A 14,485-nucleotide genomic window follows, 5' to 3' on the forward strand; every position below is an offset into this window, starting at 1 on the left:
GTTGAAAAAAATGTAATCAAATATATCATTAAGAATTTATTTGACAAACATATTTAGTAATTTTGACAAACAATTTTTTAATACATAAAAACATGCAACGCGACGAAGAAATCTTTGACTTAATTCTTGACGAACAAGACAGACAAATACACGGAATAGAGCTTATTGCCTCTGAAAATTTTGTTAGTGACCAGGTAATGGAAGCTGCAGGATCTTGTTTAACCAATAAGTATGCAGAGGGATATCCAGGAAAAAGATATTATGGAGGATGTGAAGTGGTGGATATCGTTGAGCAAATTGCTATTGATAGAGCCAAAGCATTATTTGGAGCAGAATATGCGAACGTGCAACCGCATTCTGGATCGCAAGCTAATACAGCTGTTTTTGCAGCTTGCTTACAACCAGGTGATAAAATTTTAGGTTTCGATTTGTCGCACGGAGGACACTTAACACACGGTTCACCTGTTAATTTTTCAGGAAGAATTTATACGCCAAGTTTTTATGGTGTTGAACCAGAAACGGGTCAATTTGATTATGATAAAATTCAAGCTATTGCAACCAAAGAGCAACCTAAATTAATCATTGCAGGAGCTTCGGCTTATTGCAGAGATATGGATTTTAAACGATTCCGTGAAATTGCAGACAGTGTAGGTGCTTTATTATTAGCAGATATTTCTCACCCTGCTGGATTAATCGCAAAAGGATTGTTGAATGATCCAATTCCGCATTGTCATATTGTAACTACCACTACTCACAAAACTTTGCGCGGACCAAGAGGTGGAATGATCTTGATGGGTAAAGATTTTGAAAATCCATGGGGATTAACTACTCCAAAAGGTGAAATTAGAATGATGTCATCTTTATTGGATTTGGCTGTATTTCCAGGAAATCAAGGAGGTCCATTAATGCATATTATTGCTGCTAAAGCGGTTGCATTTGGCGAATGCTTGACGGATGAATTCTTTAGATATGCGATGCAAATCCAAAAAAATGCTAAAGCTATGGCAGCCGCATTTAATAAAAGAGGTTACAAATTAATCTCAGGCGGTACAGATAACCACATGATGTTAATTGATTTAAGAAATAAAAATATTACTGGTAAAGAAGCTGAAAATGCCTTGGTAAAAGCTGAAATTACAGTAAATAAAAATATGGTTCCATTTGATGACAAATCTCCTTTTGTTACTTCGGGTATTCGTGTGGGAACTCCAGCTATCACTACTAGAGGTTTGGTAGAAGAAGATATGGAAACGGTTGTTGATTTAATTGATAGAGTATTAATGAACATCAATAATGAAGAAGTGATTGCTCAAGTTGCTGAAGAAGTAAACGAAATGATGAGCGAAAGAGCGATGTTCGTATTTTAATAAGAATCACACCAAATTATAAAAAAAAACCTTCGATACAATCGAAGGTTTTTTTATTAGTATAAACTTGAAAATTTATGTGGCTGCGCTTCGTGCATAATAGCGTAAACTTTTTCAAAAATATCTTCTACGGAAGGTTTTGAGAAATAGTCACCATCGGTACCATAAGCTGGTCGGTGCGGTTGTGCACTTAATGTTTGCGGAGCACTATCTAAAAATTGGTAGCCATTTTGCTTTTCAATAATCTCTTGCAACAGGTAAGCACTAGCTCCACCAGGAACGTCTTCATCTATTATTAAAAGTCGGTTTGTTTTTGCAATACTTTTTACAACATCCTGATTCAAATCAAAAGGCAATAATGATTGTGCATCTATTATTTCGGCATTGATTCCAACGCTTTCTAATTCTTTAGAAGCTTGTTCTACTAATCTTAGCGTAGATCCATAAGATACAAGTGTAATATCGGTACCTTCTTTTATTGTTTCTACCACGCCAATGGCTGTTTTAAATTCGCCTAAATTGGTCGGCATTTTTTCTTTTAATCGGTAGCCATTTAAGCATTCAATAACTAAAGCCGGTTCATCTTTTTCTAATAGAGTATTGTAAAAACCTGCAGCTTTAGTCATGTTTCTTGGAACCAAAACATGAATTCCGCGCACAGCATTTAATATCATTCCCATTGGAGAACCCGAATGCCATACACCTTCAAGACGGTGTCCACGAGTTCTAACAATAAGAGGCGCTTTTTGACGGCCGTGAGTTCGATATTGCAATGTTGCTAAATCATCACTCATAATTTGGATTGCGTACAATAAATAGTCTAAATACTGAATTTCAGCAATTGGGCGTAAGCCACGCATTGCCATTCCGATTCCTTGTCCCAGAATTGTTGCTTCACGAATACCTACATCGGCAACACGAAGTTCGCCATATTTTTCTTGCATTCCTTCCAATCCCTGATTCACATCGCCGATGTTTCCTGAATCTTCTCCAAAAATTAAAGTTTCTGGATATTTGGTAAAAATAGCATCAAAATTATCTCTTAGTACCAATCGAGCGTCTACTTCTTCAGAATTGGCATCATAAATTGGCGCTACTTCTTTTGAAGTCAAAACATTATTTTCTGATTGTGAAAATAGATGAGAGCTGAATTTTGGTTGAATTTTTGAAGTATAATTCGTTATCCAATTGCTTAGTTTCGATTTTGCAGCAGAATCATTTACTATCATTCGAAGTACTTTTCGTGCAGTAGTAATTATCTCTTTACGGATTGGTTCTTTTATAGCAGCTAAATCGGAGCTTATTTTTTCAATAAAGACTTTGTTTTCTGAAGATTGTGCAATATTATTTAGCAACTCAACCAATTCTTTTTGCTCTTCTTTCATTGGAGTCACAAAAGAAATCCATGCGTTTTTCTTACCTTCGTTTACTTCTTTTTTTGCTTGTTCTTCAATTGCTTCCAATTCTTCAGCTGAAGCCAAATTATTTTCGATTAACCAATTGCGCATTTGTGCCACACAATCGTATTCGGCTTCCCAAGCCAATCGCTCTGCGTTTTTGTAGCGTTCGTGACTACCCGAAGTAGAGTGACCTTGCGGTTGGGTTAATTCTTTAACATGAATTAATACAGGAACGTGTTCTTCTCTTGCAATGGTAGCTGCTTGTTCGTAAGTAGCAACAAGGGAAGGGTAGTCCCAACCTTGAACAGTTAGAATTTCAAAGCCGTTTGTATTAGGTTCTCTTTGGAAACCTTTTAAAATTTCTGATATATTTTCTTTAGTAGTTTGGTGTTTTGCATGAACCGAAATACCATATTCATCATCCCAAACACTCATCACCATTGGTACTTGAAGTACTCCTGCAGCATTGATAGTTTCAAAAAACAAACCTTCAGAAGTAGAAGCATTTCCTATGGTTCCCCAAGCAATTTCATTACCGTTTTGCGAGAAATTAGTTTGATTTATTCCGGAAACATTTCTATAAATTTTCGAAGCTTGAGCCAAACCTAATAATCGAGGCATTTGACCAGCGGTAGGTGAAATATCGGCACTTGAATTTTTTTGAGCAGTAAGGTTTTTCCAATTTCCTTTTTCGTCAAGCGAATGGGTAGCAAAGTGACCGCCCATTTGACGGCCCGCACTCATTGGATCAAAATTAATATCGGTATGACCATACAATCCAGCAAAAAACTGTTCGATAGTCATTGCGCCAATTGCCATCATAAAAGTTTGATCACGGTAGTAACCCGATCTAAAATCACCATTTTTGAAAGCTTTGGCTAATGCCAATTGCGGCACCTCTTTTCCGTCACCAAAAATACCAAACTTGGCTTTTCCGGTAAGGACTTCACGTCTTCCAAGTAAGCTACATTCTCTACTTGTAACGGCTATTTTATAATCATTTAAAACTTCTGCTTTAAAATCTTCAAAAGTAATTTCGACTTTGGTTTGAGCTTCTGCCATAATTAAAATGGATTTCTTAATAAAACAAAAATAAGTAAAAAGAAATAATAATTGTAATTTGTGTAGGAAAAAATAATTTAATTATTGATAATTTTTAGTCAATATTGCAATGTTATTTTGTGTATTATTTAGATTTTATAATATTATTTTGAATATTGTTTAATAATAGTTTGATTTTTTTGTTTATTATCTATGTAATTTTTCTGTTTTTTAGCAAAAAAAACCGATTCAAAAGTTGAATCGGTGTGGTATATAATTAATTTATTTCTAGTATTTTACATATTCTGTAATTTCTAAACCGTATCCAATCATTCCAACGCGCTTGGTTTGTTCGGTATTGGATATTAATCGAATTTTTGAGATATCAATGTCATGAAGAATTTGAGCGCCAATTCCGAAGTCTTTACTGTCGATTACAATTTTTGGAGCTTTCAGAATTCCTTTTTCTTGAAGTGTTTTTAATTCTGTGATTCGGCTAAGCATATTTACCGATTGCATATCTTGATTGATAAATATTACCGCTCCTTGTTCTTCTTGATTGATAATTTGGAAGATATTATCCAATTGCTGGTCAGCGTTATTGGTTAAAGTACCCAATAAATCATTGTTTACTTGAGTTGAATTTATTTTGGTTAAAATAGGATCTCCAATATTCCAAGTTCCTTTGGTTAACGCAATATGAATTTGTTTGTTGGTTGTTTGTTCGTATGCTCGTAATCGATAGTTTCCAAAGCGGGTTTGCACTTCAAAATCTTCTTTTTTTACAATCAAACTATCGTGTTGCATTCGGTAGGCAACCAAATCTTCAATTGAAACTAATTTTAAATTGAATTTTTTGGCTACTTCCACCAATTGAGGTAAGCGAGCCATGGTACCATCTTCGTTCATGATTTCTACAATCACTCCTGCTGGTTTTAATCCTGCAAGGCGAGCAAAATCGATTGCCGCTTCGGTATGCCCAGTTCTTCTCAATACTCCACCTTGCTTTGCAACTAAAGGGAAAATATGTCCAGGTCGGGCTAAATCAAATGGTTTTGTTGAATTATCAATTAATGATATTATGGTTTTGGCTCTATCTGAAGCAGATATTCCAGTTGTTACTCCGTTACCTTTTAAATCCACAGACACGGTAAAAGCCGTTTCCATATGATCGGTATTGTTGCTAACCATGGGGCGTAATTCCAATTCTTTGCATCTGCTTTCGGTAAGCGGCGCACAAATTAATCCTCTACCGTGGGTTGCCATAAAATTAATCATTTCGGGCGTTACCTTTTCGGCTGCAGCCAAAAAATCACCTTCATTTTCACGGTCTTCATCATCCACTACAATAATAACTTTTCCTTGACGGATGTCTTCTATTGCTTCTTCTATGGTATTCAATTGTATGGAATTTGACATTGTGCTTGAGTTTTATTTGGAAATTTCAGAATCTAATTTGTCCAATTCCTTTTTGGTATACCAGTGAATAATGATGTAAAAAGGAATGGAAACTAAAATTGAAATTAGTATTCCGGGTTCAATGATTTGGTTTGTTTTTAATTCGATTTGGGCTATTATATTTTGCGATTTGTATACAAAATAAAATAAAGGCAATAGTGATATTAAACTTACCAACAGTAATAATGTAATATTTAATGCTGCAAATGCGATAAATAGCAACATTGAAACTGCGTAAAACAACAAGGTGAATTTAGATGTTTTCGTATAATCTTCAATCAATTCTTTAGGGTAACTAACTTCAATTGGAGTACCAAGTTCAATTTGTTGCTCGGATGAATTGTATTTTGCAATAAAGGTATTGATTTGTTTGAAGACTAATGTGTTTTTAATTGGGTCTAAAATTCCATCAATACTCACCATTCCACCAATATCATTGATTGCTCGGTAGGTGAGGGTGATTGCAAGTGGAGTTAGTATCATTGTAGAAAGCCAGACTCCAAGAAAAGGATGAACTTGATTTTCTTCGGCAAGTTTAATTCCAAAAGTATTGATGAAATGGTAAGCAATAAAAATTGAAACAGCGAAAACAATAGGCAAACCTAATCCACCTTTACGGATGATTGAACCTAGAGGTGCTCCAATAAAAAACATTAATAGGCATGAAAACGCAATCTTGAATTTGTCAAAATAAGCTATCCAGTGGTTGTTTATGTTTTTTAATTTGGCTTCCATTTCAACTTGTGAACTGCTAATTGTGAAACCGGTATTTTCAATATTATTGATAGCAATTTTATAAATTTCTTGTTTGTCTAATTTTGAAATATTTTTAAAGAACTCAATATTTTTTACACTGTCTTTTTTGGTTGATGTTTGAGTGTTGTAAAAGGTGTTATTTATGTTGGTTCTTAAATAAATATTATCAGTATAGGAAACCAAATCTTTCTTGTAATTTTTATTAAGTGAATCTAAAGAAAATCTTAGTTCGTTAATATTTAACATCCATGTATTGTCTTTAATATCGAAACTTTCGGCGTTGGTTTGATTTAATTTTGATAAGTCAATATTAATTACATCTTTCTTGAATGTTCCTTTTGCAAACGGAATTTTTATTCGATCGGCATAATTACTCGGAATTACATCTTCATAATAATTTCCGTTAGTTAGTATTAATTTTAAGGTATTTGAAGTTTCGCTGGATACTAATTCTCCTTTTTCGGCATTGATTACGGTAGTGTTTCCTTGCCCGAAATCTAGTTTTTTATGAATGGTAACTCCGGTTAAATAATTTCCTTTATCTCCCGATTTTTTTTGAACTTTAATGGTATAATTTCCAATTTCACTAAATTGTCCTTCGGCAATTGCCATGGCGGGTTTTACTTGGGCAATATTTCTTCGAAAATTAATGAATTTGTATTCAGCATAAGGAATTACATTATTTGCAAAAACAAATGAAATACAACTCAAAATAATAATGAAAATCACATTGCTTCGTAAGATTCTTTGAAATGAAATTCCAGAAGATTTAATAGCGGCAAATTCATAATTTTCAGAAAGACTTCCGTAAGTCATAATGGAAGCCAATAACACAGACAAAGGTAGCACTAACGGGATTAGTCTTGGCATTGCAAAGAGTAGAAACTTCATGATCATTATGAAGTCAAGTCCTTTTCCGGCAAGTTCAGAAATAAAAAGCCAAACAACTTGAAGTATAAATATAAAAAACAATATTACAAATACCGTAGCAAATGTAATCAGGAAGGATTTTAATAAATACTTATCTATTATTTTCACAAAGTTTAATCTAATTTATTAATGTAGTAGTTTGGATATTTACTAGCTACAAAGGTAAATTGATTTTTGGATAAAGGTTGATTGGTTTTGAAAGAATTAACAGTCAGCGTGGTTTTGGTTCCGTTTTTTCCGATTTCAATAAGGTTGTTTATTGTTTTTGTTTGAATGTCAATTCCCAATAAAATTTCTTTCCGTTGGTCTTTATTGTTGCTTGGGGTAAGTTTTATATACTGAATTTTTCTCCCTTTACTATTTTGCAAAATATCCCATGAAAACTTGTAGCCATTATTAAAAAAGGTAAGCATTTTATTTGGTGTGATTGCTTTTTCATCGCTATCGTTCATATTTGAAACTGTAATTTCTTCATCTTCTGGAACAATCGTGTAGGTTTTTTTACCATCAAATATTTTAGTCACTCCCATAAAATTCAACACATATTTATTGCCCTGAAGCACTACACTTCCTTTGCTGTCTTGATTTACATTTTCTTTAGAGTTATTTAATGTGTACTTGAATTCAATAGAAATATTGTCAAATTTTTTTATTTTAGAAGTAACTTCAGATAGTAGTGTTTTTGCTTTTTTATCTTGTGCATTCAAGTTTAAGCTTAGCCCAATAATTACAAAGGCTAGGGAAATAAATTTATTCATTAGTATTCATTGTTTTGTTCGTCATTTAAAAATTGCTCTAATGCAACTAAATCCGAAATAGTTACATTACGTGCTTTACTTCCTTCAAAAGGTCCTACAATTCCTGCAGCTTCCAATTGGTCTATTAATCTACCAGCTCTATTATAGCCTAGTTTTAGCTTTCTTTGCAATAATGATGCCGAACCTTGTTGGGCCGTTACAATTATTTCTGCAGCTTCTCTAAACATTGGATCGCGCTCTGAAATATCAATATCCAGTTTAACACTTCCTTCTTCTCCAACATATTCTGGAAGTTGGTAGGCAGTAGCGTAGGCTTTTTGAGCTCCAATAAAATCTACAATTTTTTCAACTTCTGGTGTGTCTACAAAGGCACATTGAACACGCACTAAGTCGTTTCCGTTTGAAAATAATAAATCTCCACGACCAATTAATTGATCTGCTCCGCCGGTGTCCAGAATAGTTCTTGAATCAATTTTTGATGTTACTCTAAAAGCAATTCGAGCAGGGAAATTGGCTTTAATCATTCCGGTAATTACATTAACCGAAGGTCTTTGAGTTGCAATAATCAAATGAATACCAATGGCACGAGCAAGTTGCGCCAATCGTGCAATTGGAGTTTCAACTTCTTTACCGGCCGTCATAATTAAATCGGCAAACTCATCAACTACCAATACAATGTAGGGTAAAAAGCGGTGTCCGTTTTCTGGGTTTAATTTTCGTTCTTTAAATTTCTCATTGTATTCTTTAATGTTACGAACCATGGCATCTTTTAATAAAGAATAACGGTTGTCCATTTCAATACAAAGGGAGTTTAAAGTATTGATTACCTTACTGTTGTCGGTGATAATAGCATCGTCTGAATCGGGTAATTTGGCTAAATAATGGCGCTCAATTTTATTGAATAAAGTAAGTTCCACTTTTTTAGGATCGACTAAAACAAACTTAACTTCTGCAGGATGTTTTTTGTACAACAATGAAGTCAATACGGCATTTAAACCTACCGATTTTCCTTGTCCAGTTGCACCAGCCATTAATAAATGAGGCATTTTTGCCAAATCCACTACAAAGGTTTCGTTGGAAATGGTTTTACCCAAAGCAATCGGTAATTCCATTTCGGCCTCTTGAAATTTAGCAGAAGATATCACGGTTTTCATCGGAACCATAGTAGGATTCTTGTTTGGAACCTCAATTCCAATTGTTCCTTTACCTGGAATTGGCGCTATGATACGAATTCCTAATGCCGCTAATGAAAGTGCAATATCGTCTTCAAGACTTTTTATTTTTGAAATTCTAATTCCGGCTTCGGGAACAATTTCATATAATGTAACCGACGGCCCAACGGTTGCTTTAATTTGGGCGATTTCAATCTTATAATTTCGAAGCGTTTCGAGAATGTTGTTTTTATTTTCTTCTAGTTCCGCTTGATTGATTGTAATTCCTACAGACGCATATTCTTTTAGTAAATCAATTGTTGGGAATTTGTAATTAGATAATTCTAAAGTTGGGTCGAATAAACCAAAGTCGGCTACCAATTTTGAAGCCAAATTTTCTTCCATTACATCTTCCTCCAGTGCTTTTTCAATCACAAATACTTCATCGTGTGAAGGAAAAACCTCAGGAGCTTCGATGTCAAGTTCGGTTGGTTCGGTTTTCAAACTAGGTTCTAATTCAATATCAGAATAACTAGAAATTGTTGGTTTTAAAGCTTCTTTATTTACTTCAAATTGAGAACTCGGCATGATGAAAGGCTCCTCTTCTTGTTTTTCCTCTTCCATTTCGGGCTGATCATCAACAGCATATTCTTCTAAATTGTAGGCAGTGGCATCATCTTGAATTGATTGTATTTCTGCCATATCTTCACTCATTTGCTGTTTGCGGTTTTCAAAAAATGTTTTAATTCCATCCGGAGAAACTTTTATTTTGAAAAATAAGTAAATTAATATTCCGAAAACAATAAGAAGTACTGTGCCTATTTTGCCAATAAGTACTCTAAAAAAATCATTTATTTCAAATCCAATTGTTCCGCCAAGATCCGGAATAGCATCTGCAAAAAATCCTAATGTAATTGAAGTAAGAACAATAATGTATAGGTCCCAAAACCATGAATTTCGCAATTTTTTTAGAGGCAAATCTAAAATCAAATAAAGCCCAATTAGGAAAAATATCTTAATGAATAAAAAAGATGCGACACCAAATCCGTTTCGAATAAAAAATTCAGAAACATAGCTTCCAATTTCACCTGCCCAATTTCCTGATTCTGATTTTAGATTCGGAAATTGATTTAAATTACTTTGATCTTGTGGTCCGTATTTAAACCAAGAAATGAAAGCAACCGTTAGTCCAATAGAAATTAGCACTAAAAGGAAACCAAAAATGACTTTGTATTGTCGTTGAATTTTCCAAGGAAGTTTTTCGCTTGGTAAATCGCTATTGGAAGAATCTTTCTTAACTGTTTTTGCCATTATATATTAAATAGATGCTGTAAATATAAAAATTTATACGTAAATGCTTAAATTTTAGGGATGTAAATGATGCTGAAAATCGCTAGGGCAGCCATAGCCGCAAAAAAAACAGCTCCTGCAGAAATATCTTTGATAAACCCTATTCTTTCGTGAAATTCTGGATGGATAAAATCGGCTACTTTTTCAACTGCTGTATTTATTCCTTCAATTCCTAAAACCAATCCAATAGCTAGAGTTTGTATCAACCATTCTTCATGCGAAATTTTGTAATAAAACCCAGCAATGGTCAATAAAACTGCAACAGAGGTTTGAACCATGATGCTGTGTTCTGTTGTGATTAGTTTTATTGCGCCTTTAAACGCAAAACCAACACTTTTAAATCTTCCAGTAAAAAAGGTTTTATCTCTTTCGAATTCCATGCTTTATTTTTCTAACGCAGTTAATGCTGCATCATAATTTGGCTCATCAGCAATTTCGCTAACTTGCTCAGTGTATTTAACAGTCCCGTTTTCGTCTAAAACAATTACCACTCTAGAGTGCAACCCAGCCAAAACGCTATCTGTAATTTCTAAGCCATATTCTTTACCAAAACTACCTGTTTTAAAATCAGATAAATTCTCAACATTTTCCAGGCCTTCAGCACCGCAAAAACGTTTTTGTGCAAACGGTAAATCTCTTGAAATACACAAAACTTTTGTGTTTTCCAATGCACTTGCTTTTGCATTAAATGTTCTAACTGAAGTAGCGCAAGTTCCGGTATCTATACTTGGAAAAATATTTAATACCAATCTACTCCCTTTAAAATCTCCTAACGAAGCAACTGATAAATCGGTTTTTACTAATTCAAAATTAGGTGCCATACTACCAACTTTTGGTAACTCACCACTTGTGTTTATTGGGTTTCCGCCTAGTGTTATTGAAGCCATTTTTATTTGTGTTTTTAAGAATTCAAAAGTAGTAAAAATAATTAGGATTTAAGAATAAGAAAATAGGAATTTTTGAAATGTATTTTATAGAAATAATTAATAAGAGTTTATATATTTATCGTAATATTGCAATATATAAATTTGGAATATAATGGGAGTATCAAAATCGGAATCATTTTCTTCAAAACATAATGAAATGGCGGGCCTATTTAAGGCAATGTCACATCCTGCACGAGTTGCAATTATTGAATATTTACTATCTGTTGATACTTGTATTTGTGGTGATATTGTAAATGAATTGCCATTGGCACAACCTACCATTTCGCAGCATTTGAAAGAATTAAAAAATGTAAATATTATTAAAGGAACAATCGAAGGTACCGCAATTTGTTATTGTATTAATCCGGATGCTATAGAGATGGTAGAAAATTACCTTGCATCTGTTATACATAAATTGAAAAACAAACAGAATTCTTCTCATTCTAATTGCTGTTAAAATGATAAATAAAAAAGAACATTGGGAAAAAGTTTTTGCTACCAAAGAGCAAAATGAAGTGAGTTGGTACCAACCAAAACCGCAAACTTCGATTGACTTTTTCGTAGAGAATTCAATTCCAAAAGATGCTAAAGTAATTGATATAGGTGGAGGGGATAGTTATTTGATTGATAATTTATTAGAAATGGGTTACACCAATTTGTTTTTGTTGGATATTTCAGAAAACGCCATTAATAAAATTAAAAATCGATTGGGTGAAAATGCAAAAAATGTAACTTTTATAGTTTCTGATATTTTAGATTTTCAATCCGAAATTAGATTTGATGTTTGGCATGACAGAGCTAGTTTTCATTTCTTAACTTCAAATGAAGATATTGCAACCTATCAAAATTTAGTTTCTAATTCGGTTGCCGAAAATGGACTCTTATTTTTAGGAACTTTCTCTGAAAGCGGACCTCTAAAATGTAGTGGTCTTGAAATAACACAATATTCGGAAGCCAAATTCATTAAAATATTCGGTTCTTGTTTTGCTATGTTGAATTGTTTTAATGAAAACCATGCAACACCATTTGATACCATTCAAAACTTTATTTTTTGTACGTTAAAAAAGAAATAATTATGTATTCCAATTTATCTAAAACCCTAGAAATTACCTCTAAAATATCTGTTTCCGATGAACGAAAAGAGTTTTTACAACCATTAATTGATTACATTCAAAACAAAGTAACTACGAATCAAGAAATTCGTTTGAATTTTATTTGTACCCACAATTCAAGGAGAAGTCATTTGTCACAAATATGGGCACAAACTATGGCTTTTCAATTTCAAATTGATAAAGTTTTCTGTTATTCGGGTGGGACAGAGGCAACAGCAATGTTTCCTAAAGTTGCCGAAACCTTAATAAAACAAGGATTTCAAATTCAGAAATTAAATGATGAAAAAAATCCCGTTTATGCTATAAAATATGATGAAAATAAAGCTCCGATAATTTGTTTTTCAAAAACTTATGGAGATGATTTTAATCCTAAAACAAGTTTTGGTGCAATTATGACTTGTGATAATGCCGATGAAGGTTGCCCAATGGTTTTTGGAGCGGAAGCGCGATTTCCAATAAAATACAATGATCCCAAAGCTTTTGATGGAACCGATTTAATGGATTTAAAATATGCGGAAAGAAGTTTAGAAATAGCCTCAGAAATGTACTTTGTTTTTAGTCAAATTAAATAATTAAACCAATAATAATGAAGCAATTTATACTCAAGCACAAGAAAATAGTTATTATAACTATTTCAATAACAGCATTACAATTGATCTGGGGTTTTGATCCTAAGTTTTCAATCATCAATATAATTTGGCTGTTTGTATAAAAAAAAGGCTCCAATTTGGAGCCTTTTTTATTTATCAATTGAGCCTAAAACCCGTTTCATAAAATCGTTTAACGCATCTTTCTTGTCCTTACCTTCCTTAATCATTTTATTTACCTCTAAAGCACCGTACATATTTGAAATTAATTCTCCAATCACTTCCAGTTCTTCATCTTTTAATGACGGAACTTCGCAAAGATTTTCAAGAACTTCAATCGTTTCAACGATATAATCTTGATCGTTATCTTCTATAAATTGGGTAAGGTGTTTTATTACAGGTAATTTCATTTTTTTAAGGTTCTAAGGTTTTGAGGTTCTGAGGATCGAAGTTTCTGAGAAAAAACTATATTACTTCGTTCACTAATTCAGTTAATACTTCGGCTTTATTTGTTTGTGTTTGATTTACCAAAACACCATTTTTAAAAGTGGCAAAGGTTGGAAGGTTGTCCACTTTAGCTAATTTTCTAGATTCTGGAAATCGTTCTGCATCCACAATTAAAAACGGAATGCTCTCGTTTTGTGAAGCCAACATTTTGAATTTTGGTTTCATGATTCGGCAGTTTCCACACCAAGAAGCAGCATATTGAACCACTACAACTGGATTTGACGCTACTAATTCTGCTAAATTGTCTTGTTCTATTTCTGCAAACATAGTTTTGAGTTTAAAGTTTAAGGTTTAAAGTTAGAAATACATCCAACTTTAAACCTTAAAAAATTATTTTAGTGAGACGCTAAATAAGAAGCAGTACTATTTCTGTCAGCGTTCATCGCATCTTTTCCTTCTTCCCAGTTTGCTGGACAAACTTCTCCTTTAGTTTGAACATGCGTGTAAGCATCAATCAAACGGATGAATTCGTTAACATTTCTACCAAGAGGCATATCATTTACACTTTCGTGGAAAATTTTACCATCTTCATCAATTAAATAAGTAGCTCTGTATGTTACATTTGAACCTTCTAGGATTTCGTCGTTCATTTCTTCATCGTAAACCCATTCTGCATCCAAAATTTCTAAAGCAGCAGATAAATTACGAGTTGTATCCGCAAGGATAGGATAAGTTACTCCTTCAATTCCTCCATTGTTTTTTGGTGTGTTTAACCAAGCAAAATGTACTTCGTTAGTATCACAAGATGCACCAATTACCATAGTATTTCTTTTTTCAAAATCTTGTAAAGCAGCTTGAAAAGCGTGTAATTCTGTTGGACATACAAAAGTAAAGTCTTTTGGATACCAAAATAAAAGTACTTTTTTCTTGTTTTTGGTAGCTTCTTCTAAAACGTTAATTCTTAAATTATCTCCCATAAAAGAGATTGCATCAACGGTAATGTTTGGGAATTTTTTTCCTACTAATGACATGGTATAAATTTTTAGTTATTAAATTAATTTTCTGATGCAAAAATACATCGAATCCGAGCTTTCTTTTATCAATATTAATTATATATTTTTATTAAGCAATAGTTTTTTGTTATACCTTAAATATTATTTTTTCAAAAGCAGTGGATAATATGCTATATTTGTTATTCTAAA

At 33.1% G+C, this 14,485-nt stretch carries 14 protein-coding genes; 4 read left to right on the plus strand and 10 right to left on the minus strand.

Annotated features, from left to right (window positions below; genetic code table 11):
- Positions 1-92: 92 nt before the first annotated feature.
- Positions 93-1,367: a serine hydroxymethyltransferase gene (gene glyA / locus ACKOWY_RS03265; protein ID WP_408940014.1), complete on the plus strand. Its 1,275-nt coding sequence runs from the start codon at positions 93-95 to the stop codon at positions 1,365-1,367.
- A gap of 56 nt (positions 1,368-1,423) precedes the next feature.
- Here glyA and ACKOWY_RS03270 read toward each other — a convergent pair whose 3' ends face one another.
- The 7 genes from ACKOWY_RS03270 to tpx form a co-directional block, all read right to left on the minus strand.
- Entirely contained in the window at positions 1,424-3,829 is a 2,406-nt protein-coding gene (locus tag ACKOWY_RS03270; protein ID WP_408940015.1) for a thiamine pyrophosphate-dependent enzyme, read from the minus strand.
- A gap of 267 nt (positions 3,830-4,096) precedes the next feature.
- The gene (gene ribB, locus ACKOWY_RS03275; protein WP_408940016.1) at positions 4,097-5,227 is read right to left on the minus strand and encodes a 3,4-dihydroxy-2-butanone-4-phosphate synthase; all 1,131 of its coding nucleotides are present in this window, start codon (positions 5,225-5,227) and stop codon (positions 4,097-4,099) included.
- 12 nt (positions 5,228-5,239) lie between these two features.
- Positions 5,240-7,060 carry an LptF/LptG family permease gene (locus ACKOWY_RS03280; protein WP_408940017.1) on the minus strand — a complete coding sequence of 607 codons (1,821 nt, stop codon included), beginning with the start codon at positions 7,058-7,060 and terminating at the stop codon, positions 5,240-5,242.
- 5 nt (positions 7,061-7,065) lie between these two features.
- Positions 7,066-7,710, minus strand: a complete 645-nt coding sequence (locus tag ACKOWY_RS03285) for a LolA family protein (RefSeq protein WP_408940018.1) — start codon at positions 7,708-7,710, stop codon at positions 7,066-7,068.
- Positions 7,710-10,172 (minus strand): DNA translocase FtsK, encoded by a 2,463-nt coding sequence (locus tag ACKOWY_RS03290; RefSeq protein ID WP_408940019.1) that lies wholly within the window; start codon positions 10,170-10,172, stop codon positions 7,710-7,712. The genes ACKOWY_RS03285 and ACKOWY_RS03290 overlap by 1 nt, the downstream gene beginning before the upstream one ends.
- Positions 10,173-10,219: 47 nt before the next feature.
- Positions 10,220-10,591, minus strand: a complete 372-nt coding sequence (locus ACKOWY_RS03295) for a diacylglycerol kinase (protein WP_408940020.1) — start codon at positions 10,589-10,591, stop codon at positions 10,220-10,222.
- Positions 10,592-10,594: 3 nt separating this feature from the next.
- Complete coding sequence (gene tpx, locus ACKOWY_RS03300; protein ID WP_408940021.1) at positions 10,595-11,098, minus strand: thiol peroxidase; 504 nt, start codon at positions 11,096-11,098, stop codon at positions 10,595-10,597.
- Between the two features lie 151 nt (positions 11,099-11,249).
- On the opposite strand from tpx, the gene ACKOWY_RS03305 reads away from it, so the two are divergent.
- Genes ACKOWY_RS03305 through ACKOWY_RS03315 form a run of 3 tightly spaced genes read left to right on the plus strand, consistent with a single transcriptional unit; the run spans position 11,250 to position 12,821 of the window.
- The gene (locus ACKOWY_RS03305; RefSeq protein ID WP_408940022.1) at positions 11,250-11,594 is read left to right on the plus strand and encodes an ArsR/SmtB family transcription factor; all 345 of its coding nucleotides are present in this window, start codon (positions 11,250-11,252) and stop codon (positions 11,592-11,594) included.
- 1 nt (position 11,595) lies between these two features.
- Positions 11,596-12,210, plus strand: a complete 615-nt coding sequence (locus tag ACKOWY_RS03310) for a class I SAM-dependent methyltransferase (protein ID WP_408940023.1) — start codon at positions 11,596-11,598, stop codon at positions 12,208-12,210.
- A gap of 2 nt (positions 12,211-12,212) precedes the next feature.
- Positions 12,213-12,821, plus strand: coding sequence for a protein-tyrosine-phosphatase (locus ACKOWY_RS03315; RefSeq protein ID WP_408940024.1), 609 nt, complete (start codon positions 12,213-12,215; stop codon positions 12,819-12,821).
- A 167-nt stretch (positions 12,822-12,988) separates the two neighbouring features.
- On the opposite strand, the gene ACKOWY_RS03320 is transcribed toward ACKOWY_RS03315, so the two are convergent.
- From ACKOWY_RS03320 to ACKOWY_RS03330, 3 genes are all read right to left on the minus strand, one after another.
- Entirely contained in the window at positions 12,989-13,246 is a 258-nt protein-coding gene (locus tag ACKOWY_RS03320) for a DUF6952 family protein (protein WP_408940025.1), read from the minus strand.
- A 55-nt stretch (positions 13,247-13,301) separates the two neighbouring features.
- The gene (locus ACKOWY_RS03325; RefSeq protein WP_408940026.1) at positions 13,302-13,610 is read right to left on the minus strand and encodes a thioredoxin family protein; all 309 of its coding nucleotides are present in this window, start codon (positions 13,608-13,610) and stop codon (positions 13,302-13,304) included.
- Positions 13,611-13,678: 68 nt separating this feature from the next.
- Positions 13,679-14,314 carry a peroxiredoxin gene (locus ACKOWY_RS03330; protein WP_408940027.1) on the minus strand — a complete coding sequence of 212 codons (636 nt, stop codon included), beginning with the start codon at positions 14,312-14,314 and terminating at the stop codon, positions 13,679-13,681.
- Positions 14,315-14,485 lie beyond the last annotated feature (171 nt).

The organism is Flavobacterium sp. (assembly GCF_046073885.1).
Taxonomy (GTDB): Bacteria; Bacteroidota; Bacteroidia; order Flavobacteriales; family Flavobacteriaceae; genus Flavobacterium.